The following is a 24,349-nucleotide window of genomic DNA, read 5'->3' as shown; positions in this document are numbered from 1 at the left end:
GACGCCTTCGTCGGAACGCCGCCCGGAGCAGGCTCGCTCCCACAGGGGAATGCATTCCAAATGTGGGAGCGAGCCGGCTCCGGGCGGCGTTCCGACGAAGCGTCCGTCAAAACGACAAAGTTGTCAGCCTATTGCCAAACAAGAGGCACCCTCAGTATATGGCAGATTTTCACCAGGCCAATCCAGCCCCAGAATGACCCCATGAATTCACTCGCCGCGTTCTACCAAAACCTCGGGCTTGCCCTGTCCCTGATGGTCATCGCCACCTTCCTGCTGGCCGGCATGATCAAAGGCGTTATCGGCCTCGGCCTGCCGACCATCGCCATGGGCCTGCTCGGTCTGGCTATGGCGCCGTCGCAGGCTGCGGCGTTACTGATCATTCCCGCGACCGTGACCAATGTCTGGCAACTGGCATTCGGCGGGCATTTGCGCGGGCTGGCCAAACGGCTGTGGCCGATGCTACTGGCGATCTTCCTCGGCACCGGCGCCGGCACGGTGTGGCTCGGCATGGCGGGCGGGCATTGGGTGGTGCGGGGTTTGGGCGCGGCGTTGTTGATCTACGCGCTGAGCGGGCTGTTCCTGCCGACCTTACGCGTCAGCGAGCAGAACGAGGGTTGGCTCGGTCCGTTATGTGGCGTGTTGACCGGCATCATCACTTCCGCCACCGGCGTGTTCGTGATTCCAGCGGTGCCGTACCTGCAAGCGCTGGGTTTGAGCAAGGATGAACTGGTGCAGGCGCTGGGCCTGTCGTTCACCGTGTCGACCCTCGCACTCGCCGCCGGTCTGTTATGGCGCGGCTCGCTGGGCGGTGGCGAGTTGAGTGCTTCAATGCTGGCGCTGATTCCGGCGGTCCTCGGTATGTTGCTCGGGCAGTGGCTGCGCCAGCGGATCAGCGCCGTGCTGTTCAAACGCGTGTTCTTCATCGGCCTCGGTTTACTCGGCGGCCACTTGCTGGTCAGCGGGTAGCGGATGACGGGCTGATCATCTCGAGGCAAAAACCTCCTCAACTGCACAGTGGACGCAAGTCTATGGCAACAATCGACTGTCTATTCGTGCGTATAGATCAAATGTATTTTGCGTATTCATGGCTTACTCCGCGCGAGGCCGGTCGTTAATCTGCCGCCATCCAGATTCTGACCCTTGCGAGATTTCCATGAAAAAAGTCCTGTTGCTCAATGGCGGTAAAAAGTTTGCTCACTCCGATGGCCGCTATAACGCCACCCTGCACGAAGCCGCGCTGAGCGTGCTGGATCGCGGTGGCGTTGACGTGAAAACCACGTTCATCGACGAGGGTTACGACGTCGCCGATGAGGTCGCCAAATTTCTGTGGGCCGACGTGATCATTTATCAAATGCCCGGCTGGTGGATGGGCGCCCCGTGGACCGTGAAGAAATACATCGACGAGGTGTTCACCGAAGGCCATGGCAGCCTGTATGCCAGCGACGGCCGCACCCGCTCGGATGCTTCGCAAAAGTACGGCAGCGGTGGTTTGGTACAGGGCAAGCAATACATGCTGTCGCTGACCTGGAACGCGCCGCAGCAGGCCTTCGACGACCCCACCGACTTCTTCGAAGCCAAGGGCGTGGACGCGGTGTACTTCCCGTTTCACAAGGCCAACGAATTCATCGGCATGACCGGCCTGCCGACCTTCCTGTGCGTTGACGTGATGAAACGCCCGAACATCGAAGCGGATGTGGTGCGCTATGAACAGCATTTGACTGAGGTGTTTGGTCTGCCGGTATAAACGTTTGCGGCTACTATCCGTCGCAACGGCCGGAAAGATCGCAGCCTTCGGCAGCTCCTACAGGTGTTCGCCAAAACAGGTAGGAGCTGCCGAAGGCTGCGATCCTGGCGACTCATGCCACGCCGATTCGCGAAAGAGGACACCCGTGAAAGCCAGATCCGATGAGTTGCAGATTTTCGTCTGCGTGATTGAATGCGGGTCGATTTCGGCGGCGGCTGAACAGGTCGGGCAGACGCCTTCAGCGGTCAGCCGCACGCTGTCGCGCCTGGAGGCCAAGCTTGATACCACGCTGATCAACCGCACCACGCGACGCATGGACCTGACGGAGGAGGGCAAGTACTTCTTCGAGCACGCCAAGCGGATTCTCGATCAAATGGACGAGCTCGAAGAACGCCTGTCCTCACGCCAGCAAACCCCGTCCGGGCGTTTGCGCATCAACGCCGCCGCGCCGTTCATGCTGCACGCCATCGTGCCGCACATCGACGAATTCCGCCGGCTCTACCCGGACATTCAACTGGAACTCAACAGCAACGACCTGATCATCGACCTGCTCGAACAGAGCACCGATATCGCCATTCGCATCGGTACGCTGGCCGACTCCACGTTGCACGCCCGTTCGCTGGGTTGCAGCCCGCTGCACATTGTCGCCAGCCCGGCGTACCTGGAGCGGTACGGCACGCCGAGGGTGGTCGAGGAACTGAGCGGGCACGCGCTGCTGGGTTTTACCCACAACGAAGGCCTCAACCAATGGCCGCTGCGCTACGTGCACGGTGATCGCTGGCCGATCCAGGCTTCGATCAGCGCGTCCAGCGGTGAAACGATCCGGCACCTGGCGCTGGAAGGCCAGGGCATTGCCAGCCTGTCGCATTTCATGACCATCGAAGACATCCGCGCCGGGCGCCTGAAAGTGCTGCTGGCGGATTTCAACAGCGGCTATCGCCAGCCAATCAACGCGGTGTACTACCGCAACTCGCAACTGGCCCTGCGCATTCAGTGTTTTCTGGATTTTATCCAGAGCAAGTTGACGGTTTACGCGAATGCGGATTTCAGCGGCTGATTCGTGATCCCTGCGCAAGAGTGAATTGGGCCAACGGGGATTTTTCGTCGGTGATGACTGCTTGATACTCGTTGCATCACTTACCCACGCAGGGAGATTCTCCATGAACGTATTCATCACCGGCGCCGCTGGTTTCATCGGTGGTTCCATCGCCACCGGTCTGGTCCGCGCTGGCCACAACGTCACCGGTCTGGTGCGCAGCACCGAACAAGCCAATGAATTGAGCGCTCTGGGTATTTCCCCGGTGATCGGCACGCTTGACGATAGCGCACTGCTCGCCGACCAGGCCCGTGCGGCCGACGCCGTGATCAACGCCGCCAGCAGCGACCATCGCGGCGCGGTGGAGGCGTTGCTTGATGCGTTGCGCGGTTCCAACAAAGTGTTCCTGCACACCAGCGGTTCGAGCATCGTCGGTGACGCGTCCGGCGGCAAATCCAGCGACGTCCTCTATTACGAAGACACGCTGCCGGAACCGACCGTCGACAAAGCTGCGCGGGTGGCCATCGATAACCTGATCCTGGCCGCCGCGAAGGACGGCGTGAACTCGGCCGTGATCTGCAACACGCTGATTTACGGTCACAGCCTGGGTGTCAGTCGCGACAGCGTGCAACTGCCGCGCTTGCTGAAACAGGCGCGTAAAAGCGGGGTGGTTCGCCATGTCGGCACCGGCCAGAACATCTGGTCCAACGTGCACATCGAAGACGTGGTCTCGCTGTACCTGCTGGCGCTGACAAAAAACGTACCGGGCACGTTCTACTTTGTTGAAAGCGGTGAGGCGTCATTCATTGAAATGACCATGGCGATTGCTCAGGCGTTGAATCTGGGTGAGCCGCAAGACTGGCCGCTCAAAGACGCCGAAGCCGAGTGGGGTTATGAAATGGCCAACTATGGTTTGGGTTCCAACAGCCGGGTGCGCGGCAAGCATGCGCGTGAATTGCTGGGCTGGGTGCCGAAGCGCAGTTCGGTGGTTGAGTGGATTCGCGACGAGATGGTTTGAGTTCACTAAAAACCGCGTCATCGTTCTTCGCGGGCAAGCCCGCTCCCACAGGATTTTTGTCGGTCACTAAATTGGCGAACGACATTAAACCTGTGGGAGCGGGCTTGCCCGCGATTGCTTTTTGAGCGTCCCGGCAACTGGCCGGGCCGCCCTCAATTCCGTAACATCCGCCCCCTCTTTCCCAGTTGCTCCGGTCCCCCATGAAACCAAAACGTCTGCGCGCCGATGTCCTGGCCGGACTCACCACGTCCTTTGCCCTGTTGCCCGAATGCATCGCCTTCGCGCTGGTGGCCCATCTCAACCCGTTGATGGGGCTCTACGGCGCATTCATCATCTGCACCCTGACTGCATTGTTCGGCGGGCGGCCGGGCATGGTCTCCGGTGCGGCCGGGTCGATGGCCGTGGTGATCGTTGCGCTGGTGGTGCAGCACGGGGTGCAGTATCTGCTCGCGACCGTGTTGCTGGGCGGTTTGATCATGCTCGCGTTCGGCTTGCTGAAGCTGGGCAAGCTGGTGCGGATGGTGCCGCACCCGGTGATGCTCGGCTTCGTCAACGGCTTGGCGATCATCATTGCGCTGGCGCAACTCGAACACTTCAAGAGCGGCGACGCCTGGCTCAGCGGCACGCCGTTGTATGTGATGACCGGGCTGGTGGCGCTGACGATGGCGATTGTCTACCTGCTGCCGCGCCTGACCCGCGCCGTGCCACCGGCGCTGGTGGCGATTCTTGGCGTGGGTCTGGCGGTGTATCTGCTCGGGCTGCCAACTCGCACATTGGGCGACATGGCGCACATTGCCGGTGGCTTGCCGACGTTTGCATTGCCAGACATTCCGTGGACGCTGGACACTCTGCGCATCATCGCGCCCTACGCGATCCTGATGGCTTTGGTCGGTCTGCTGGAAACCCTGCTGACCCTGAACCTCACCGATGAAATCACCGAGAGCCGTGGTTTTCCGGACCGCGAGTGCGTGGCGCTGGGTGCGGCCAATATGGTGTCCGGTGTGTTTGGTGGCATGGGCGGCTGCGCGATGATCGGGCAGACCGTGATCAACCTCAGCTCGGGTGGTCGTGGGCGACTGTCCGGCGTGGTCGCCGGTGTGCTGATTCTGCTGTTCATCCTGTTCTTGTCGCCACTGATCGAGCGCATTCCACTGGCCGCTCTGGTCGGGGTGATGTTCGTGGTGTCGCAGCAAACTTTCGCCTGGGCGTCGCTGCGGGTGGTGAACAAGGTGCCGCTGAACGACGTGCTGGTGATCGTCGCGGTGACGGTGATTACTGTCTTCACCGACCTCGCCACCGCCGTGCTGTGCGGGATCATCATCGCGGCGCTCAACTTTGCCTGGCAACAGGCCCGCGAGTTGTATGCCGACAGTCACCTTGAAACCGACGGCAGCAAGCTTTATCTGCTGCATGGCACGCTGTTCTTTGCCTCGACGGCTCCCTTTCTCAACCAGTTCGATCCGGCCAATGACCCGGACGTGGTGACGATTGACTGTCGTCACTTGAGCTTCGTCGACTATTCGGCCATCGCCGCGCTCAAGACCCTGCGTGAGCGCTACGCCAAGGCCGGCAAGCATTTGCGTGTGCTGCATTTGTCTGAACGCTGTAAGAAACTGCTCAAGCGCGCACGGGTCGCTCACGACTGACGCACGCCAATTCCTGTAGGAGCGAGCTCGCTCGCGATGGACCCGAGAACGCCACGGGGTGTCAGAATCCCAGCTTATCGTTGACGTCCATCGCGAGCAGGCTCGCTCCCACAGGGAAGCGGATGAAAATCCACCTGCCTGGTTTTCATAAAGACCGACCCCGCATATCTCTCCGCGACATCCCTTACCCCTGCACGAAAATAACTTTCACCTCGTTTGAAAATCACCTCTCGAAATGTTTTAAGAGTTTCACAATCCATTCGACGTGACCCTTTCGAGGAGTACCGCATGACCCTGTCCTTCGGCTATTGGCTGCTGGTGTATGCCGCCATCGCCATCATTGCGCTGATCGTCCTGATCGCCCGTTACCGACTCAATCCCTTCATCGTGATCACCCTGGTGTCCATCGGCCTGGCGCTGCTGGCCGGCATGCCGCCGTCGGGGGTGGTCGGCGCTTACGAGGCCGGGGTCGGCAAGACCTTGGGGCACATTGCGCTGGTGGTAGCGCTGGGCACGATGCTCGGCAAGATGATGGCTGAGTCCGGCGGCGCCGAGCAGGTGGCGCGGACCCTGATCGACCGTTTCGGCGAGAAAAACGCGCACTGGGCGATGGTCTGCATCGCGTTCCTGGTCGGGCTGCCGCTGTTTTTCGAAGTCGGTTTTGTGTTGCTGGTGCCGATCGCGTTTACCGTGGCCCGCCGTGTCGGCGTGTCGATCCTGATGGTCGGTTTGCCGATGGTTGCCGGGCTGTCGGTGGTACATGCGCTGGTGCCGCCGCACCCGGCGGCGATGCTGGCGGTGCAGGTGTATCACGCGTCGGTCGGGCAGACCTTGCTGTACGCGATTCTGATCGGTATTCCAACCGCGATCATCGCCGGTCCGCTGTACGCCAAGTTCATCGTGCCGCGCATTCAACTGCCGGCGGAAAACCCGCTGGAACGCCAGTTCCTCGACCGCGAACCGCGCGACCGCCTGCCGGGTTTCGGTATCACCATGGCGACCATTCTGTTGCCGGTGGTGCTGATGCTGATCGGCGGCTGGGCCAACCTGATTTCCACGCCGGGCACCGGGTTCAATCAGTTCCTGTTGTTCATCGGCAACTCGGTGATCGCCTTGCTGCTGGCGACCCTGCTGAGCTTCTGGACCCTGGGCATCGCCCAGGGCTTCAACCGCGAATCGATCCTCAAGTTCACCAACGAATGCCTGGCGCCGACCGCCAGCATCACCTTGCTGGTCGGCGCCGGTGGCGGCTTGAACCGGATTCTGGTGGACGCCGGCGTCACCGATCAAATCGTCAGCCTGGCCCATGAATTTCACCTGTCGCCGCTGATCATGGGCTGGCTGTTTGCCGCGCTGATGAGGATCGCCACCGGCTCGGCCACGGTGGCCATGACCACGGCCTCGGGGATTGTCGCGCCGGTGGCCATTGGTCTGGGGTATCCGCATCCGGAGTTGCTGGTGCTGGCGACCGGCGCCGGGTCGGTTATCTTTTCCCACGTCAATGACGGCGGTTTCTGGTTGATCAAGGAATACTTCAACATGACCGTCACCCAGACCTTCAAGACCTGGACCGTGCTCGAGACCATTATTTCGGTGGTCGCTTTCGCACTGACTGTAGGTCTTTCTTACCTGATTTAAACCGGAGCCGCCTGCCATGGACATCCTCTACCAGATCCGCGCCCGTCAGGATTCCTTCAGCGCCGGCGAAGGACGCATCGCACGTCTGATGCTCGACGACGTAGGATTTGCCTCCGCCGCCAGCCTTGATGAGCTGGCGCTGAGAGCCGAAGTCAGCACCGCCACGCTGTCGCGTTTTGCCCGCACCGTGGGTTGTCGCGACCTGCGTGATCTTCGCCTGCAACTGGCTCAGGCCAGCGGCGTCGGCAGTCGCTTTCTCGACCCGGCGGGCACGCCCGAGCAGTCGGCGTTCTACGGGCAGATCGTGGGTGATATCGAGTCGACCTTGCGCCAGCATTTGTCGGCGTTCGACGAGTCGCGTTTTGCCGATGCGGTGAAATTGCTCGGCAAGGCGCGGATGATCCATGCGTTCGGCATGGGCGGTTGCTCGACCCTGTGCAGCGACGAACTGCAAGTGCGGCTGGTGCGTTTCGGCTACCCGATTTCAGCGTGCCACGACCCGGTGATGATGCGCGTCACCGCCGCCAGCCTCGGCGCCGAACACGTGGTGATTGCTTGCTCGCTGACCGGCATCACCCCCGAACTGCTCGAAGCCATCGAGCTGGCGCGCAGCTATGGCGCGCGCATTCTGGCGATCACCCGGGCCGACTCGCCGCTGGCGCAACTGGCCGATGTGCTGCTGCCGCTGCAAGGTGTCGAAACTTCCTTCATCTACAAACCCACGGCGGCCCGCTACGGCATGCTGCTGGCCATCGATGTGCTTGCCACCGAGCTGGCGCTGGCCAATCCTGAAGACAATCAAGAACGTCTGCGGCGGATCAAACTCGCCCTCGACGACTACCGCGGCGGCGACGATCACTTGCCGCTGGGAGACTGACATGATGTACGACACGCTGATTCGCAACGCCCTGATCATCGACGGCAGCAACGCCCCCGGTTACCCCGCCGACGTGGCGATTCTGCACGGCCGCATCGAGCGTATCGGCGACCTGCACGACGCCACCGCCACCGAAGAAATCGACGCTGCCGGTCGAGTATTGGCGCCGGGTTTTATCGACGTGCACACCCACGACGACACCGTGGTGATCCGCCAGCCCCAGATGCTGCCCAAACTCAGCCAGGGCGTGACCACGGTGATCGTCGGCAACTGCGGGATCAGTGCGTCCCCGGTGAGTTTGAAGGGCGACCCACCGGACCCGATGAACCTGCTCGGCACCTCGGCGGCGTTTGTTTACCCGACCTTCAGCGATTACCGCGCGGCGGTCGAAGCGGCCAACACCACGCTGAACGTCGCTGCATTGGTCGGGCATACCGCGTTGCGCAGCAATCACCTCGACGATCTTTTTCGCACCGCGACAGCGGATGAGATCCGCGCGATGCGCGAGCAACTGCGCGAGAGTCTTGAAGCCGGCGCCTTGGGTTTATCCACAGGCCTGGCCTACGCCAGCGCGTTCTCGGCGTCTACCGATGAAGTGATGCAACTGACCGAAGAACTGACCGCGTTCGGCGCGGTGTACACCACGCATCTGCGAAGCGAATTCGAGCCGGTGCTGGAGGCCATGGACGAGGCGTTCAGCATCGGCCGTCATGCGAAGTCCCCGGTGATCATTTCCCACCTAAAATGTGCCGGCGCCGGTAACTGGGGGCGCAGTCCGCAACTCTTGGCGTCTCTGGAAGAAGCCGCGAAAACCCACCCGGTGGGCTGCGATTGCTATCCCTACGCGGCGAGCTCTTCGACCCTGGACCTCAAGCAAGTCACCGACGCCCATCGCATCACCATTACCTGGTCGACGCCACACCCTGAGTTGGGCGGTCGCGACCTGATCGACATCGCCGCCGAATGGGGCGTGCCGTTGCTTGATGCCGCGCGCCGACTGCAACCGGCTGGGGCGGTGTACTACGGAATGGATGAAAACGATGTGCGAAAAATCCTCGCGCATCCGCTATCGATGGTGGGTTCTGACGGATTGCCGGAAGACCCGTTCCCACATCCGCGCTTGTGGGGCGCTTTCCCACGGGTGCTTGGGCATTTCAGTCGCGACGTCGGGCTGTTTCCGCTGCACACGGCAGTACACAAGATGACCGGACTTTCGGCGGCGCGATTCGGCTTGAAGGAAAGGGGTGAAATCCGTGAAGGGCATTGGGCGGACCTGGTGTTGTTCAACCCGGACACCATTCGCGATGTTGCGGATTTCAATGATCCGCAACGGGCTGCGGAAGGGATCGACGGGGTGTGGATTAACGGCGTACTGAGTTACAGCGAAGGCCAGGCGAACGGCAGGAGAGAAGGGCGGTTTCTGGCACGGGAAGGAGATTTGCGCACCGGTTTTCAATAACAGGCACAACGTCAAAAGATCGCAGCCTGCGGCAGCTCCTACGTTGAAATGCGTATCGTGTAAGAGCTGCCGCAGGCTGCGATCTTTTGTGTAGTGGCACATTGAGATTAAAGAAAACCCTCACCAAGCCGAATCGCTGACATTAGCCCAACTACACTCTGGGCCTTTCCAGTCTGGGAGCAACTTCATGAGCTTCGGCAAAACCATCCCGATCCTGCGCATTTTCGATGAACAAAAGGCCGTGGAGTTTTACGTCGACTTCCTCGGTTTCAAGATCGACTGGCAGCATCGTTTCGAGCCGAATTTTCCGCTGTACTTGCAGGTTTCCCGAGGCGAATGCGTGCTGCACCTGTCAGAGCACCACGGCGACAGCACGCCGGGTTCGGCATTGCGCATCGAGACAGATGAGCTGGAGGCGTTTCAGCAGCAACTGCTGGCCAAGGAATACAAATTCTCGCACCCGCAAATTCAAGCCATGCCGTGGGGCAGCCAGGACATGACCATCGCCGATCCGTTTGGGAATCGGTTGGTGTTTACCAATGCGATTAGTGTTTAACGCCGTTCGGCAGTTGCGTGATTTAGAGAGAGGGAAGGTATGCTAGCCTCAATCAATGATTTCATTGATTGCAGGAGGCAATATGGCCAGCATTACCATCCGAAACCTTGACGATCAGGTCAAAGAACAACTGCGCATCGCGGCCGCCCACAATGGGCATTCGATGGAAGAAGAGGCTCGTCTGATTTTAGGTAGAGCCTTGTCTACCGTTGATCGCGCTGGAGGGCTTGGAAGCCGAATTCGTAACAGATTCAGCGCCACGGGTGGAGTTGAATTGGATCTTCCTGCACGTCACGAGAAAGCGACTGCGGTGGATTTCTCCGAATGATAGTGCTCGATACCAATGTTCTTTCAGAGTTCATGCGCGTCGAGCCCGACTTAAAAGTGCTGGCTTGGGTCGATGCACAACCGTCTATGGATCTGGCGATCAGTGCAGTCACCGTCGCAGAAATCCTCCACGGTATTGCCCGTCTCCCGTTCGGTAAGCGCAAGCAGAAACTTGAAGCCCATGCGATGGCGATGTTCGAAGAGGACTTTGCCGGAAGGATTTTACCTTTCGATGCTCATGCCGCCGTTGAATACGCGGCACTGGTTGCGGGCGCGGAATCCAAGGGGCGAGCGGCGTCGATGGCTGATGCGCAAATTGCCGCAATCTGCCGAAGCCATGGTGCTCCGATTGCCACCCGCAACGTTCGGGATTTCGAGTATTCCGGAGTAGAGGTGATCAATCCCTGGGGCGCCTGACGCCACGTCCATTGGGGCATTTTCATGTCGCGCAGTGCTTGCGCATCGATGATGCGTCCGTTCCCTTTTCTGAAACTCACGATTGTTAGTTAGATAGCCATCGCGAGCAGGCTCGCTCCCACAGGTTCAGCGCAATCCTGTGGGAGCGAGCCTGCTCGCGATTGGTCATTTCGTTCACCGCAAGATGAATGTCAAACCCCTCAGGTAACTCATCTAATCATCCAGGTTTTTTTGCCAGCCGCGTTCTATTCAATGGGGTCGATGATGTCGAGTGCCCGGTTGGCTGAGATTTCTGAGACTGCGAGAATTTGGTGAATGCCTAGCAGAGTGTTGCGGCTGGGGCCTGTCTCTCGGTCTGCCTGATCCATGAGGATTACGCTGGCCGATGCCAGTGATTCGCTGATGGAGCTGAGCAGGGTGTGAAGGTCGACATTCGGGGGGATGCTGTACATCTTGCAGGGCGTGCGTGGGGTGGCTCGGATGTCGGCGTTGGAGAGCGGAGCCTCGTCGGCTTTCGGGGGATCAGGGGTTACCTTACGCATATTCAGATTTCCCTATTGGGTGCCAACCTGTTCCGCCGCTAAGCGAAAAGGGTGGCAGCTGCACGCAGGTTAGCGGACCGGGGAAATCAGCAAAGCCGGTGCGCCCGAAGGCGCCCTGCGTGCAGCCACCATCAAAACGCAGGCATAAAAAAACACCTGTGCAATGGATGATGCACGTGCAGCCAATCTACCGCGAGCCGCTAAGCCCGACCACTGATGAGCAGTGGCAGGTCAACGATAGAGCCCGGGCCATAGCCGCACAAGCCGGCGGATTCTGGGGTACCTGTAGGCAATGCCGCAAGGTTTTGTAGCTTTCAGGAAGTGACGCGGAGCGTGATTAAACACGGGTAGTGCGTCCGACGTACAAGGGTGAACAACTCTAATTTCAGCCTGGTAAGTGGGAAACATCCGACGTTCTTTTTCGGCTTTTCGGTCGCGAGTTGGCAGAAAAACGGGTTGACCTCGAATTTCTGGGTTGTTTGTCAGATAGCCATCGCGAGCAAGCTCGCTCCCACAATAGAACCGCGTCGGCTGGCGCGACTGGGTCTAATGTGGGAGCGAGCCTGCTCGCGAATGGGTCTTTCATTCACCGCAAAGTGAACGTCAAACCCGGAAGTGGCTGACCATCAGCTGCAACTGATTACCCAACCGCGCCAGTTCAACACTGGACTTGGCTGTCTCATCGCTGGCCGCTGCGGTCTGTTCGGACACGTCGCGCACGTTGATGATGCTGCGGCTGATCTCTTCGGCCACGGCGCTTTGCTGCTCGGCGGCGGCGGCGATCTGCTGGTTCATCGACTGGATGTTGGACACCGTGCGGGTGATGTTCTCCAGTGACACACCGGCCTTGCGGGTCAGGGCGACGCTGCTGTCGGTGAGGGCGCGGCTGTTGTTCATCACGGCCGAGACTTGTTGCGTGCCGTTTTGCAGACCGGCCACCAGGCCTTCGATTTCCTCGGTGGACTTCTGCGTGCGTTGCGCCAGGCCACGGACTTCGTCGGCGACTACGGCAAAACCGCGACCGGCTTCACCGGCGCGGGCCGCTTCGATGGCCGCGTTAAGCGCCAGCAAGTTGGTCTGTTCAGCCACGGCTTTGATCACGTCCATCACGCTGCCGATCTTGTCGCTTTCCTGTTGCAGCACCTTCATGGCCTCGGTGGAGCGCACCACTTCGCTGGCCAGACGCTCGATCTGGGTGATGGCTTCGTTGACCACTTTATCGCCTTCACGGGCTTCGCCGTCGGCAGCGGCTGCGGCTTGCGAGGCCTCTTCGGCGTTGCGCGCGACTTCCTGAACAGTGGCGGTCATTTCGTGCATGGCGGTGGCCACTTGATCAGTCTCGATCTTCTGGCTGTTCACGCCCGCGCTGGTTTGCCCGGTCACGGCCGATAATTCTTCAGCAGCGCTGGCGATCTGGGTGACGCCATCGCGGATACCGCTGATCAATTCGCGCAGGGTCACTCCCATGCGCGCGATGCCTTGCTGCAACACGCCCAATTCGTCGCGGCGGGTGACTTTGACGTCCTGGGACAGGTCGCCGCTGGCAATGCGTTCGACCACGGCCAACGTGTCGCGCAGCGGGCGGGTAATCTGACGGGTGATGATGACGGCAGCAATCACGCCCACCAGCAAGGCCAGCAAGGTGCTGATCAGTTGCAGGGTGCGGGCTTGTGCGCTTTCGGCGTCGCGGCGGTCGAGCTGGACCTGATAGAGCTGATCGCTGATGGTCACGATGGCAGCACCCTGATCGGTCATTTCCTTGCGCGCCTGCACCGCTTCGGTGTTGGCGGCTTTATAAGTCAGCAAGGCGCTGCGGTAGTTGGTCAGTGCGGTTTCCAGCTGACGCAGGGCATCGAGTTGAGTGTCGGCGAAATGCACATTGAGCGGTTTCAGGCTGGCGATGGCCGCGTCCAGTTGGCCGACGGCTTTCTGCTCGGTCTCGGCGTTGGTGGTCTCGGTGTAGCCGCGCACTTCGTAGCGGGCCAGCAAGAAGGCTTCCCTGGCAGCGGTAATGGCCTGGAATTGCTCGAAGCGCTGGTCGCTCATCGGCATTTGCTGCACGTAAGTGCTGATGGCGTTGATCAGCGTATTTGCGTTTTCGGCGTTGGCGCCCATGGCCTCGCGCGCGCTGCTGCCGGTGCGGTAGGCGCTGCGCATTTTGCTCAGGGATGCCTTGTACGCATCGATGTAGGTGCCTTGCTCTTTGAGCAGCTTGAGGTTGTCCGGGCTCTTGAATTTCATCAGCAGCGCTTGCTGCTGGGCGCCGAAAGCCTCAAGGGTGGTCTGTACATTCTGCGCGGCGGTTTCGTCGCCGTTGGTCAGCATGTATTGCAAACGCACCACGCGCAGCTTGGTCAGGCCGGCGTTGAGCTGGGTGATGTCGCTCATCCAGTTGCTGCGGTCAATCAAGCCGCCCAGGCTCGTCCAGCCGGTCAGGGCGAGGACGCAGGTCAGTGCCAGGACCAGGCCAAACCCCAGGCCCAGTTTCATGTTCACGCTGATGTTGCCGAACCAGCTATTCATCAAATTCCTCCAGGAACGTTGCGCATCGGGTCGTCGGTTGGCTGGAAGATTGTTGTTTTTGGTAGCCAAGGGTGTGTAGCAGGACTGTATCGGCAGCAATCGCGAGAGCTGAAAGGATTTAGTCGGAGCTATGTGTAACAAGGTTTTTGCGGGCGTTTTGTAGGCGCGAGCTTGCTCCGGGCGGCGTTCCGACGATGGAGGTTAACGATAACGCGTGTTGTCTGAGTAAACGCGGCGCGGTTGAGTCCTTCGCGAGCAAGCTCGCTCCTACAGCGGCGTCCGTTTTAAGCTTTTTTTCACATGGGTTTCACCGGCAGGCGACGCGAGCCTCTTTACCCTCGCGGCATCGAATGAACGTGATGCATGCCGGTGAGGCGGCCTGATGTGGAATTGAGACTGAGTCTGTTCGGGGTTAAACGCTCGATTGATCTGAGCCGCTGGGCCCGTTATCAAAACAGTGCGGTCGTGCTGGCCTCGGCGCTGCTGGTCATTCCGTTGACGGTGTGGCTGTTGCGCCCCGCGGTTGCGCCGGATCTGGCGCACGGCAATGTCGCCGGCGCCCAGGCACTGCTTTCCGGTTGGGCCAGGGGCGACATGATCGTGCTCGTACGTCACGTCGAGCGTTGCGATCACTCAAAAGCCGCGTGCCTGACAGGCAATGACGGCATCACTGATCGTTCCCGCAGCGTTGCAGTGAGTGTCGGCGCGCGGTTTGAACAGCTGGGTCTGGACAAGGCTGACATCTACAACAGCCCGATGATACGTACCGCTCAGACCGCCGGGTACATGTTCAACAAGGTAAGCACGGGTGATGACTGGTTGATCAGTTGCAAGGGCACGATGCTGCGCGATGCGCTGGCGCACAAGGTGGCGGGTCGCAACCTGATTCTGGTGACCCACAGCGAATGCATGGCGCAACTGGAAAAAGACCTGAAGTTGCGCCCATCCACGCCTGGCTATGGCGCGTCGCTGTTTGTTTCCGCAGCATCATCCCAGGCACCGCGAATGCTCGGCCTCATCGAAGCCTCCGACTGGCGCTCGGTGACCACTCAATGAACAACCCAATGCGCTTTTACGCTTTGAATTTCGGTACTCCACTGTTCTGCGCGGCGATGGTTTTCCTGCTGTTCGACATGACCCACATCGACATCGCGTTCAGCAATCTGTTTTTTGATCCGGTCACCCGGACCTTTCCGCTCGACCAGGTTCACTTCTTTGAAAAGCTCACGCACAAGTGGGCGCGCATCATTCCGAACTGGACCGCTGAAATCGCCCTGATCGGCGCCATGCTTTCGTTTGTCTGGCCACTGATCAACCCGCAAAAACATCCGCGCCTCGGCCGTTTTCTGGAGCGCAGCAAAGCCGCACCGGTACTGCGATTTGCCAACGAGCATCGCCGGGATTTTCTGTTTGTGGTGTTCGCGTTTGCCATTTCAACCGGCGTGATTCACTTCCTGAAGTCGAACACCAGCGTGTACTGCCCGATTGAAACGACCCTCTACGGTGGGAAAATCGCTCATATGGAGTGGTACAACAATTTCCAACTGTTCAAAGAAGCCGGTGATGGCCGCTGCTGGCCGGGTGGCCACGCATCAGGTGGATTCACCATGCTCGCCCTGTATTTCGTGGCGCGTCGGTATCGCTGGCGCTATTCGAAAGCGCTGATGTTTGGCTCGCTGCTGCTCGGGTTTGTCTACGGCACGACGCGGGTTATGCAGGGCTGGCACTACATGTCCCACACCTTCTGGGCCGGGATCTTTGTGTGGCTGGCGTGTTTGCTGACAGCGCTGGCGTTTTACGGGCGAGCGCGGCTGGAATTACCCGTTGTGCAGAAACAGGACGAATCGGCAACGTTGGTTCAAAACCCGAGCCTTTCCTGAAGGCAAAAAAAAGCCCGCGCCAGGGCGGGCAAACCATAGTTTCTTGAATGAGCGAGGGCAATGTACCGGTTGCCGGGGCAGGGTGGGGTGAAGAAAAATTCATCTGCAAATCGCACTGTAAGCTCGGTTCCTTCGCTCGCCGCTCCGGCGAAGAGAGGGTAGAAGTAACAGGTATCTGGATTGGCAATAGTGTTACGTATCCCATACATTTATCTACAAATGTTACGGTAGCTGAACATGGACCATTCTCTTCTGATCTTTCGACTTGCCAAGCAAGTACGTGAAAAGCGTACAAATCGTGGCCTCACCCAAGCACAGCTGGCAGATCTCGCCGGGGTGACGCGGCAGAAAGTGATCGCCGTTGAGAAAGGCGACCCAAGTGTGAGCATGATGGCTTACGCGCGGGTAATAGGTGCTCTGGATTGTGAGGTCGCTATTGTTCCAGCGGCCATGCCGACTCTGGAAGAACTTGGGGAGTTGTTCTGAATGAAAATGACCTCACTCGTCGTCAATACCCCTGAAGGCTATAGCGGGCGGATCCATAACAGCTCGGCAGATTTTGTTTTTCGCTACGGCGCAGATGCTCAGCCCAACAGGGCGAAAACAAAACATATTGGCGGCGCTTGAAGTCGTGATTGAGCGTTATCCCCAGCATCGAGAGAAGGCGCCCCACATAGTGGCCGCAATTAAAAAGACCGCAGAGCCTTTTGTTCTGACTTTTGGATAGTGCCAGTAGAAAGGTCCTAAATTTTCTGATTGGCTCAACAGTAAGTTACACAAAGCGAAACTTTCTGTAGAGCTGTGTGCACCTGAAGTCTCAAGCTGTCCTTCCCGAATCGGTCCAACCAAGACCTCATTCCACCCCGCTATCAACGTCTGATTGCCATCGTTGGACCTTTTTCGGTGGTCCGCAGATGAACAAAATTCGATCGATTGCTGATATCGGTCGTCAAATAAATGGCGATTTTGTATCCGCGACCGATCAGTCGCGACAATCAAGACAAACTATTGACAGTTTCCCATCGATCTCCCATCATCGCCGCCGCTCTGATGGCTTACCGCCATAAAAACGACATATCGATAGCGTGAGTTCGGCCCGTCATTTTCAACCTTCGGGGATTTGGGGCGATGTCGTGCCCTCGGCTCGTGGCATGAACCTCCAATCAGGTTCATGTCTGCAGAGCCACTGTTTAGCGGATTTCCACACGCAGTATCCGCATGAATCTTCAGGAAGAATCTTCAATGTTTGATGGGCGAATACTGGTTACCGGCGGGGCAGGTTTCATTGGTTCACACCTTGTAGAAGCGCTGTTGGGCAAAGGCTACAAAGTGCGTGTGCTGGACAATTTGTCGACCGGTAAGGTCGGTAATCTGCCGGTTGCAAATGCCAACCTGAACCTGGTGGTTGGCGATGTCGCCGACAGTGCTGTCGTCGAGCAGGCCATGCGTGATTGCAGCGCGGTTGTGCATTTGGCGGCCGTGGCATCGGTGCAAGCGTCGGTGGATGATCCGGTCGGCACCCATCAAAGTAATTTCGTCGGCACGCTCAACGTGTGCGAGCAAATGTTGAAGGCCGGGATCAAGCGTGTGGTTTTTGCTTCCAGCGCGGCCATCTACGGTAACAACGGCGAAGGTTCGGCAATCGATGAGGACACCCCCAAGTCGCCCTTGACGCCGTATGCCAGCGACAAGTTGTCCAGTGAGCATTACCTGGATTTCTATCGCCGCGAGCACGCTCTGGAACCGGTGATCCTGCGCTTTTTCAATATCTTCGGCCCGCGTCAGGATCCGTCCTCGCCGTACTCCGGCGTGATCAGCATCTTCACCGAACGGGCGATGGCGCAACAGCCGGTGGCGATTTTCGGCGACGGCGAACAGACCCGCGACTTCGTTTACGTGCAAGACCTGGTGAGCATTCTGGTCCAGGCCGTGGAAGCGCGTGAGCCCACACCCGGTGCGGTGAATGTCGGGCTCAGTCGTTCCACCAGCCTCAACGACCTGATCACTGAACTGGGGAACGCCACCGGCAGCCCTTTGACGGTGACTTATCAGGCGCAGCGCCAGGGCGATATTCGCCATTCGCGCGCCAACAATACTCGCCTGCTCGAGCGTTTCACGCTCCCGGCACCGACCTCCATTGGCGACGGTCTCGCAGCGCTTTTGCGCAGTTTGTAATCCGCCGGTTTCACCCTTCGGTGTTCAGGCAGCTCCGGTTCAGTTCCTTTCAAGAGTGAGTTATGGAAATTGTTTTTCGCAGGACGCGTGTCCGCTCGGTCGCCAAGCGACTGATTGCTGCGTTGGCGCTGTGTGTCAGCGGGCCAGCCGTGCAGGCAGCCGCATTGCCAGCCCCTACCAGCGTGACCTTTTGGTATGCCGACGAGCCACCTCTTTCCGAACTGTCGCAGTTCGACTGGGCCGTGGTCGAGCCCGGCCACATGACACCCGGCGATGTCAAAACCCTGCGCAAGCTGGGCAGCCAGCCGTTTGCGTATGTGTCGGTGGGGGAGTTCGACGGCAACAAGGCTGACATCGCCAAGGCCGGGCTGAGTAAAGCGGTTTCTCCGGTGCGAAACGACTCGTGGAACAGCCAGGTGATGGACCTCACGGCACCGGCCTGGCGCGAACATCTGCTCGAGCGCGCCAAGGCGTTGCAGGCCGAAGGGTATGCCGGTCTGTTTCTCGACACCCTCGACAGTTTTCAGCTGTTGCCGGAAGGCGCGCAGGAGGCTCAGCGCGTGGCCCTCGCCAGTTTCCTGCGCGAACTGCACAGTCGCCAGCCAACGCTGAAACTGTTTTTCAATCGTGGTTTTGAAGTGTTGCCCGAACTGGAGGGCGTGGCGGCCGCGGTGGCTTTCGAATCCCTTTACGCCGGCTGGGACCCAGCCTCCAAGCGTTATCGGCCGGTCCCGGAAACGGATCGCCAGTGGTTGCTGGGCGAGCTGCAACCGGTGCGTGCCAAAGGCATTCCGTTGGTGGCCATCGACTACCTGCCGCCAGAGCGCCGTGAAGAAGCGCGGACGCTGGCCAAGCGTCTGCGCGATGAAGGTTTCATTCCCTTCATTGGCACGCCGGAACTGGACTCGATGGGTATCAGCAACGTCGAAATCCAGCCGCGCCGCATCGCGATGATCTACGACCCGCGTGAAGATGAACTGACCAGCAACGCCGGTCACACCATGCTCGGCGGCCTGCTGGAATACCTCGGCTACCGGGTTGATTACCTGGCCGTGGACAGCTTGCCGGAGCATCGTTTCAGCGGTTTGTACGCGGGCATCATTACCTGGATGGCCAGCGGCACTCCGCAGGACAGTGCGCGGTTTAACCGTTGGCTCAACAAGCGCCTCGACGAAAAAGTGCCGCTGGTGTTTTTCGCCAGTTTACCGACTGAAGACAAAGTGTTGCTCAAGCGTTTGGGGCTGAATCTGTCTACGGCTTCGGGCACTCAAGCCTTGACCATCACTCACCAGGACAAGGCGTTGATCGGCGCGTTTGAAGCGCCGGTGCAGCCGCGGTCCCGTGACCTGAGCGCGATTTCCGTGCTGCCCGAAGGCCCTAAGGCCGCACTGTTGTTGACCGGCAAAAACGGCCAGACCTTCGCCCCGGTAGCGGTTGGCGAGTGGGGCGGCCTGGCCCTTTCGCCTTACGTGCTCGAGACCAACAGCGAGCGCAGCCGCTGGATCATCGACCCGTTCGCGTTCCTTCAAGCGGCCTTGCACTTGCCGGCGCAGCCACGTCCGGACACCACCACCGAAAACGGTCGGCGAATCGCGACGGTGCATATCGACGGCGATGGTTTCCCTTCGCGCGCCGAAGTGCGGGGTTCGCCGTACGCCGGCAAGCAGGTGCTCGACGACTTCATTCGGCCCAACCCGTTTCTGACCTCGGTATCGGTGATCGAGGGGGAGATTTCGCCGCGTGGCATGTTCCCGCACCTGGCTCGCGAACTGGAGCCTATCGCCCGTGATTTGTTCGCCAACCCTAAAGTCGAAGTCGCCACGCACACCTTCAGCCATCCGTTTTTCATGCAGCCGGAACAAGCGCAGAAAAGGGAAGACTTCAACCCGGAGTACGGCTTGAAAATGGCTATTCCGGGTTACGACACCATTGATTTTCGCCGCGAGATCTTCGGCTCGCGCGACTACATCAACCAACGTCTGACCACCCCGGAAAAACCGGTGAAGATGGTCTTCTGGCCGGGTGATGCCTTGCCGTCGGCGGCCACGATCAAACTGGCCTACGACGCGGGCCTGAAAAACGTCAACGGCGCGTCGACCATGCTGACCAAGGCCAAGCCATCGCTGACCGGGCTGTATCCATTGTTGCGTCCCACTGAAGGTGGCTTGCAGTACTACGCGCCGATCATCAACGAGAACGTCTACACCAATCTCTGGAAAGGCCCGTACTACGGTTTTCGCGAAGTGATCGAAACCTTTGAACTGACCGACAGCCCGCGTCGCCTGCGCGGTTTGCACCTCTACTACCACTTCTATTCGGGAACCAAGCAGGCCTCGATCAAAGCCATGAACGACATCTACGCGTTCATGAAAGATCAGCAGCCGATGTCGTTGTGGATGAGCGATTACCTCGACCGTTTGCACGGGCTGTATCAATCAAGTCTGGCGCGCACCGCCGACGGCAACTGGCAGGTTCGCGGCATGGATGCGTTGCGCACCGTGCGGCTTGACCCACAAATGGGCTGGCCGGACCTGCGGCGTTCGCAAGGTGTCGCCGGGGTGCGTGACTTGCCCCAGGGACGCTATGTGCATCTGAGCAGTGACCGTGCGCTGCTGGTGTTGCGTGCGGACCGCGATGACCGCCCTGCGCTGGAAGAGGCCAATCTGCCGTTGGTGGACTGGCAGTATCTGGATGATCGGCGCGTGAGTTTTTCGTTTGCCGGCGAGTTCGACCTGAGCTTCTCGGTTCGTTCCTCGAGCGCTTGTCGCGTGGAAGTGGACGGGCAGCGTTTTGCCGGCAAAGCCTCCGCCGGTTTGTGGACTTTTCAATTGCCAATGAAGCAGGTGAGTAATGCCCAACTCCTCTGCAACTAAATCCCCTGCTGCCAAAAACAGCCGGTTGCTCAATCCCTGGGCTTTAGCGGCGGTCGCGGTCGCGGTCGGCGGGCTGCTCTGGGCCACTTTCCAGCGTGAAGAAGTGTTCCAGCCTGATGGTCGCGAGCCGGATGCCGTGTCGGCCAACTATGCCGAGTTGTTGCTGGCGGCGCATCCGGCTGACGATCACTTGCGTCTGCAATTGGTCGATCTGTTGATTCGTCTCGGCGACTACACCAAGGCGCGTCAGTATCTGGAGAGCTGGCCCGATCCGGCGCTGGCCGTGCAGGCGTATTACCGGCTTGAGCTGGATGCATTAGCGGCGATCAACAACGAAGATCCTGCCGTGCGACTGGCCTTGGTGGCACGTCTGAACAGCTTCGATCACCGCCAATTGACGCTGCCGCAGTTGCAGAATCTGGCACGCCTTGCGCTGTCGTTGCAGGCCCCGGCGATTGCGGCCAGCGTTTACGAAGAAATCGCTGACCGTGACCCGAAGCTGCGCACCGAGGCGCTGAAGTCTGCCGCTCAATGGCATCTGGCGGCCGAGCAGCCGGGGCAGGCGGCGGATATCTATCTGCGCCTGAAAAGAGAGAGCGTGCAACCGGCTGAACGTCGCGAGTTCGCCCAGTTGGCCTTCAACAGCCTGCTGGCTGACGGGCGCGGAGAACAGGCGACGCAAGTGCTGGTCGATGAACTGGATCAGCTCAACAATCCAGAAGCCGACTCGGCCTGGCTGGAGCAAGGCGTTGACGTCGCGGTCGGGAACAAACGCTTCGACCTCGCTGAGTTGTTCCTCAAGCAGTGGCGCGTTTTGCAGCCGGACAACACGCAACTCCTGAGGAAGGAATTGAGCCTGCGTCTGGCGTTGAGCGACCTCAACGGTGCCTGGGAGAGCGGTCAACAATTGCTCGTCAGTTTCCCTGAAGAGCAGCCGTTGCTGGAACAAATGGCCCACTTGGGCGAATGGCGGGGCGACAACCGCGCGGCACTGGACTACTGGATTCGTTTGCTCAAACTCAACGAAACCGCCCCAGTCCGTGAGCACGCCTGGCGGCTGGCGAGCCAGGAATTCGATTTTGATCGCTCGATTCCCTTGCTCGAAGAAATCATGGATCAGCGGGCGCTGACCGACATCGAGCTTGATGCGCTGATCTATGGCCATGAGTCACGGGGCACTCCGCAGCAGGCCGAAACCTGGTTGCGCACGTACTTGCGCAAATACCCGGCCCATCATCTGGCGTGGACGCGGTTGCTGCAAAACCTGGAGAACACCGGGCAGTTTGCAAAAAAGACCGAGGTTTACCAGGACATGTCGAAGCGTTTTACGCTGACCAGCGCGGAACGGGTCGAGTGGGCGCATACCTACCTGTTGCTGTTTGAGAATCAGGCGGCGTGGGACGTGGTGAAGGTCAATGACCCGGGCATTTCCGATGAGGGTTACTGGCGTGTGCGCGCGTTTCTGGCCTGGGAGTTGGAGCTCGACGAAGAGCTGCAAGTTTCCATGGAAAAACTGCTGACCCTCAAAGGGGCGCTGGACAGTAACGAAGAGACGCAGTTGATCTCCAGTTATCGCCTCGGCAATCCGCGGCGTGCCATGCAGTTGACCATCGCCAGTTGGGAACGCACCCGCAGTCCGCTGCGTCTGGTCGACGCACTGTTGATGGCTCAGGAACTGGAAGACTGGCCACAAGTGGAGGCGCTGCTCAAGGACGCCGGGCAAAACCCGGAGATCGACGAGCAGGCCCAGGTGCTGGCAGTCCGTGCCGCGTTGGCGGTGCAGCAGGGGCAATACGCCGAGGCCGAGCGCTTGTATTTGTTGGGGCTGTCGCACTACCCCAATGACAATCTGTTCCGCGAGCGCCTGATGTGGCTTTACGTCGATCAAGGCAACACGGCGGCCCTCAAACCACTGCTGACCCAGTGGCGTGGTCAGGCGCGCAACGATCAGGTGTTGTGGCTGCCGTTCGCCAGTGCCAGCCAGCTGTTCGGTCGCGACACCGAAGCGTTGGCCTGGTATCGCCTGTACCTCAAGAACAACCCGCAGGATTGGCTGGTACAGGCCGCTTACGCCGATGCGCTGTACAGCGCCGGCTATCAGGACGCGGCCCAGCGCCTGCGATTGAAACTGTTGCGCAGCCCTGAGGGTGAAAACTTGCAGCCCTCGTCACAGCGCTACGCGACCTGGTTGCGCCTGATGGCCAGCAGTTACTCGCCACGTGCAGCGCAGCGTGAAGTGTTGAAGTGGAAGGACGGCTCGCCGGCCATGTTGCAGTTGTGGTTCGAACGGTTGCTGGCGCGTCTCGACGCGACCAACCAGGAATCGCAGAAAGACGAGTGGCTGGCGTGGGCGCGCAGTCAGGGCCTGAAGGTCGAGCGTTACGAGCAGATTCAGCAGGCCTTGCGCAGCCGTAATAAAGCCCAGGTCGAAACGCTTTTGGCGAGTAGCGACCTGAACCCGGCGCAACGTGCGCAAGCGCTGAATCGACTGGGCCGCATCGGTGAAGCGCTCGACGTCAGCCTGTCGGCGCTGGGTGACGATCAGCCCTCGGAGGTGCGCGAACAGCTGCGCACCCAAGCGGTAGAAATCCACGAACGCACGCCGCAAGGTGCGCAGTTGTCCTGGCAGGAGCAGGGCTTCGGCGGAGTTGATTTCAATGCCCCGCGGTTGCAGATCGCGCACAACCTGGGCGATCACTGGTACGCCGACCTTGAGCTGGAACAGGGCTCGTACAGCGGCGACGAAATCGTCTCATCGAAACTCGGCGAGGAGCGTAACGCGGCCCTGACTTTGCAACGGTCGGTAGAAAACGGCAGCTACAAATTGTTTGCCGACACCAGTCAGCGCAAGGACGACAACCGCAACGGCCTGGGCCTTTCGCGCACCTGGCAACTGGGCGTCAGTGATGAACTGGAAACCGGCGTCGACTGGCATCGCAAGAGCGAAGACAGCGGCTTGATGCGCGCCTTCGGTCAGCAGGACAGCGTCTGGCTGGGTGGCCGTCACAGCCTGACCGCCCGTGATCAGTTCAGCTGGGAAGTCGCGCAACGGTCATTCTCTACGCGCGGTGGCGACAGCCTCGGCGATGGTCACGCGCTGAAAATGGAGCTTAACCACACCCTGGAATTCGCCGGTCCCAACTGGACCGTGCGCAGCGGTGTCGATTACCAGAAAAACCAGGTGAAGAATCGGACGCTGGATTCCTTGTCCAGCAACAACGGTGGCGCAATTAAACGGTTGGCCCCGCCTGAGCCGGAGATAGACGAAGACACTGGTCTGCCTCTGCCGATTGACCCTCTGGACATCGAGACGGTCACGGCCGCTGACCTGCTGCAAAGCCGCTACGGCCAACTGTATGTCGGCAGTTCCTGGCGGCGTGGCCTGCCGGGCGCACTGGTGCGCACGCACCCGCAATACACCTGGCTGGTGGACGTGACGGCGGGCTGGCAGTGGACCGATCAAACGTTCAACTACGGCATCAACACCGGGATCGGTATTGAACTGCTGGGTGACGACGAACTGGCCCTGACTCTCGGCTACCAATCTGCGCCACAAGGCGGGGACGGTAAGTCCGGCGGAACACTGGGTGTGAGCTACGGCGTGCGGTTTGGGCGCTGATCATGGAATGTCTACGGAG

General features: G+C 59.8%; 20 protein-coding genes and 1 pseudogene. 18 read left to right on the top strand and 3 right to left on the bottom strand.

What is annotated here, in order from left to right; all coding sequences use genetic code 11:
- Window positions 1-201: 201 nt before the first annotated feature.
- The 11 genes from F8N62_RS26210 (at window position 202) to F8N62_RS26160 (ending at window position 10,718) form a co-directional block, all read left to right on the top strand.
- On the top strand, window positions 202-966 hold the full coding sequence (locus F8N62_RS26210; protein WP_150713389.1) for a sulfite exporter TauE/SafE family protein: 765 nt from the start codon (window positions 202-204) through the stop codon (window positions 964-966).
- A gap of 187 nt (window positions 967-1,153) precedes the next feature.
- Window positions 1,154-1,744 carry an NAD(P)H-dependent oxidoreductase gene (locus F8N62_RS26205; RefSeq protein ID WP_150713388.1) on the top strand — a complete coding sequence of 197 codons (591 nt, stop codon included), beginning with the start codon at window positions 1,154-1,156 and terminating at the stop codon, window positions 1,742-1,744.
- 145 nt (window positions 1,745-1,889) lie between these two features.
- Complete coding sequence (locus F8N62_RS26200; protein ID WP_150713387.1) at window positions 1,890-2,801, top strand: LysR family transcriptional regulator; 912 nt, start codon at window positions 1,890-1,892, stop codon at window positions 2,799-2,801.
- A gap of 103 nt (window positions 2,802-2,904) precedes the next feature.
- Window positions 2,905-3,798, top strand: a complete 894-nt coding sequence (locus F8N62_RS26195) for an NAD-dependent epimerase/dehydratase family protein (RefSeq protein ID WP_150713386.1) — start codon at window positions 2,905-2,907, stop codon at window positions 3,796-3,798.
- A 200-nt stretch (window positions 3,799-3,998) separates the two neighbouring features.
- Window positions 3,999-5,444: a SulP family inorganic anion transporter gene (locus F8N62_RS26190; RefSeq protein ID WP_150713385.1), complete on the top strand. Its 1,446-nt coding sequence runs from the start codon at window positions 3,999-4,001 to the stop codon at window positions 5,442-5,444.
- Between the two features lie 288 nt (window positions 5,445-5,732).
- Window positions 5,733-7,082, top strand: a complete 1,350-nt coding sequence (locus F8N62_RS26185; protein WP_150713384.1) for a GntP family permease — start codon at window positions 5,733-5,735, stop codon at window positions 7,080-7,082.
- Window positions 7,083-7,098: 16 nt separating this feature from the next.
- The gene (locus F8N62_RS26180; RefSeq protein ID WP_150713383.1) at window positions 7,099-7,959 is read left to right on the top strand and encodes a MurR/RpiR family transcriptional regulator; all 861 of its coding nucleotides are present in this window, start codon (window positions 7,099-7,101) and stop codon (window positions 7,957-7,959) included.
- Between the two features lies 1 nt (window position 7,960).
- Window positions 7,961-9,418, top strand: a complete 1,458-nt coding sequence (locus F8N62_RS26175; RefSeq protein ID WP_150713382.1) for an N-acyl-D-amino-acid deacylase family protein — start codon at window positions 7,961-7,963, stop codon at window positions 9,416-9,418.
- A 187-nt stretch (window positions 9,419-9,605) separates the two neighbouring features.
- Window positions 9,606-9,974: a glyoxalase superfamily protein gene (locus F8N62_RS26170; protein ID WP_150713381.1), complete on the top strand. Its 369-nt coding sequence runs from the start codon at window positions 9,606-9,608 to the stop codon at window positions 9,972-9,974.
- Window positions 9,975-10,056: 82 nt separating this feature from the next.
- Window positions 10,057-10,302 carry a FitA-like ribbon-helix-helix domain-containing protein gene (locus F8N62_RS26165; RefSeq protein WP_150713380.1) on the top strand — a complete coding sequence of 82 codons (246 nt, stop codon included), beginning with the start codon at window positions 10,057-10,059 and terminating at the stop codon, window positions 10,300-10,302.
- Window positions 10,299-10,718, top strand: a complete 420-nt coding sequence (locus F8N62_RS26160; protein WP_150713379.1) for a type II toxin-antitoxin system VapC family toxin — start codon at window positions 10,299-10,301, stop codon at window positions 10,716-10,718. Before F8N62_RS26165 ends, F8N62_RS26160 begins: the two co-directional genes overlap by 4 nt.
- Window positions 10,719-10,963: 245 nt before the next feature.
- On the opposite strand, the gene F8N62_RS26155 is transcribed toward F8N62_RS26160, so the two are convergent.
- From F8N62_RS26155 to F8N62_RS32350, 3 genes and pseudogenes are all read right to left on the bottom strand, one after another.
- Window positions 10,964-11,260, bottom strand: a complete 297-nt coding sequence (locus F8N62_RS26155; protein WP_150713378.1) for a DUF6124 family protein — start codon at window positions 11,258-11,260, stop codon at window positions 10,964-10,966.
- A gap of 603 nt (window positions 11,261-11,863) precedes the next feature.
- Window positions 11,864-12,577, bottom strand: a complete 714-nt coding sequence (locus F8N62_RS32355) for a methyl-accepting chemotaxis protein (RefSeq protein ID WP_412071987.1) — start codon at window positions 12,575-12,577, stop codon at window positions 11,864-11,866.
- Window positions 12,578-12,721: 144 nt separating this feature from the next.
- A pseudogene (locus F8N62_RS32350) lies at window positions 12,722-13,648 on the bottom strand (methyl-accepting chemotaxis protein); the annotation flags it as partial.
- A 519-nt stretch (window positions 13,649-14,167) separates the two neighbouring features.
- Between F8N62_RS32350 and F8N62_RS26140 the strand changes: the two are divergent.
- The 7 genes from F8N62_RS26140 (at window position 14,168) to F8N62_RS26110 (ending at window position 24,330) form a co-directional block, all read left to right on the top strand.
- Entirely contained in the window at window positions 14,168-14,839 is a 672-nt protein-coding gene (locus tag F8N62_RS26140; RefSeq protein WP_150713375.1) for a histidine phosphatase family protein, read from the top strand.
- An 8-nt stretch (window positions 14,840-14,847) separates the two neighbouring features.
- Window positions 14,848-15,663 (top strand): phosphatase PAP2 family protein, encoded by an 816-nt coding sequence (locus F8N62_RS26135; protein WP_150713374.1) that lies wholly within the window; start codon window positions 14,848-14,850, stop codon window positions 15,661-15,663.
- Window positions 15,664-15,900: 237 nt separating this feature from the next.
- Window positions 15,901-16,149 carry a helix-turn-helix transcriptional regulator gene (locus F8N62_RS26130; protein ID WP_150713373.1) on the top strand — a complete coding sequence of 83 codons (249 nt, stop codon included), beginning with the start codon at window positions 15,901-15,903 and terminating at the stop codon, window positions 16,147-16,149.
- A complete protein-coding gene (locus tag F8N62_RS31600; RefSeq protein ID WP_191632446.1) occupies window positions 16,150-16,290 on the top strand; it encodes a hypothetical protein in 141 nt (46 codons plus the stop codon).
- Window positions 16,291-16,905: 615 nt separating this feature from the next.
- Window positions 16,906-17,838, top strand: a complete 933-nt coding sequence (locus F8N62_RS26120; protein WP_150713372.1) for an NAD-dependent epimerase/dehydratase family protein — start codon at window positions 16,906-16,908, stop codon at window positions 17,836-17,838.
- Window positions 17,839-17,900: 62 nt separating this feature from the next.
- Window positions 17,901-20,711, top strand: coding sequence for a bifunctional glycoside hydrolase 114/ polysaccharide deacetylase family protein (locus tag F8N62_RS26115; protein ID WP_150713371.1), 2,811 nt, complete (start codon window positions 17,901-17,903; stop codon window positions 20,709-20,711).
- Window positions 20,689-24,330: a tetratricopeptide repeat protein gene (locus F8N62_RS26110; RefSeq protein ID WP_150713370.1), complete on the top strand. Its 3,642-nt coding sequence runs from the start codon at window positions 20,689-20,691 to the stop codon at window positions 24,328-24,330. The genes F8N62_RS26115 and F8N62_RS26110 overlap by 23 nt, the downstream gene beginning before the upstream one ends.
- Window positions 24,331-24,349: the final 19 nt, after the last annotated feature.

Origin of the sequence: Pseudomonas fluorescens (assembly GCF_902497785.1) — a bacterium.
GTDB lineage: Bacteria > Pseudomonadota > Gammaproteobacteria > Pseudomonadales > Pseudomonadaceae > Aquipseudomonas > Aquipseudomonas fluorescens_BO.
This window is presented reverse-complemented; position numbering and strand designations above follow the sequence as displayed.

Excerpts from the sequence above, each read along its gene's own strand:
- F8N62_RS26210 (WP_150713389.1), top strand. The coding sequence starts at position 202 with ATGAATTCACTCGCCGCGTTCTACCAAAACCTCGGGCTTGCCCTGTCC.
- F8N62_RS26205 (WP_150713388.1), top strand. The coding sequence starts at position 1,154 with ATGAAAAAAGTCCTGTTGCTCAATGGCGGTAAAAAGTTTGCTCACTCC.
- F8N62_RS26195 (WP_150713386.1), top strand. The coding sequence starts at position 2,905 with ATGAACGTATTCATCACCGGCGCCGCTGGTTTCATCGGTGGTTCCATC.
- F8N62_RS26190 (WP_150713385.1), top strand. The coding sequence starts at position 3,999 with ATGAAACCAAAACGTCTGCGCGCCGATGTCCTGGCCGGACTCACCACG.
- F8N62_RS26185 (WP_150713384.1), top strand. The coding sequence starts at position 5,733 with ATGACCCTGTCCTTCGGCTATTGGCTGCTGGTGTATGCCGCCATCGCC.
- F8N62_RS26180 (WP_150713383.1), top strand. The coding sequence starts at position 7,099 with ATGGACATCCTCTACCAGATCCGCGCCCGTCAGGATTCCTTCAGCGCC.
- F8N62_RS26175 (WP_150713382.1), top strand. The coding sequence starts at position 7,961 with ATGATGTACGACACGCTGATTCGCAACGCCCTGATCATCGACGGCAGC.
- F8N62_RS26170 (WP_150713381.1), top strand. The coding sequence starts at position 9,606 with ATGAGCTTCGGCAAAACCATCCCGATCCTGCGCATTTTCGATGAACAA.
- F8N62_RS26165 (WP_150713380.1), top strand. The coding sequence starts at position 10,057 with ATGGCCAGCATTACCATCCGAAACCTTGACGATCAGGTCAAAGAACAA.
- F8N62_RS26160 (WP_150713379.1), top strand. The coding sequence starts at position 10,299 with ATGATAGTGCTCGATACCAATGTTCTTTCAGAGTTCATGCGCGTCGAG.
- F8N62_RS26155 (WP_150713378.1), bottom strand. The coding sequence starts at position 11,260 with ATGCGTAAGGTAACCCCTGATCCCCCGAAAGCCGACGAGGCTCCGCTC.
- F8N62_RS32355 (WP_412071987.1), bottom strand. The coding sequence starts at position 12,577 with ATGCACGAAATGACCGCCACTGTTCAGGAAGTCGCGCGCAACGCCGAA.
- F8N62_RS26135 (WP_150713374.1), top strand. The coding sequence starts at position 14,848 with ATGCGCTTTTACGCTTTGAATTTCGGTACTCCACTGTTCTGCGCGGCG.
- F8N62_RS26130 (WP_150713373.1), top strand. The coding sequence starts at position 15,901 with ATGGACCATTCTCTTCTGATCTTTCGACTTGCCAAGCAAGTACGTGAA.
- F8N62_RS31600 (WP_191632446.1), top strand. The coding sequence starts at position 16,150 with ATGAAAATGACCTCACTCGTCGTCAATACCCCTGAAGGCTATAGCGGG.
- F8N62_RS26120 (WP_150713372.1), top strand. The coding sequence starts at position 16,906 with ATGTTTGATGGGCGAATACTGGTTACCGGCGGGGCAGGTTTCATTGGT.
- F8N62_RS26115 (WP_150713371.1), top strand. The coding sequence starts at position 17,901 with ATGGAAATTGTTTTTCGCAGGACGCGTGTCCGCTCGGTCGCCAAGCGA.
- F8N62_RS26110 (WP_150713370.1), top strand. The coding sequence starts at position 20,689 with ATGCCCAACTCCTCTGCAACTAAATCCCCTGCTGCCAAAAACAGCCGG.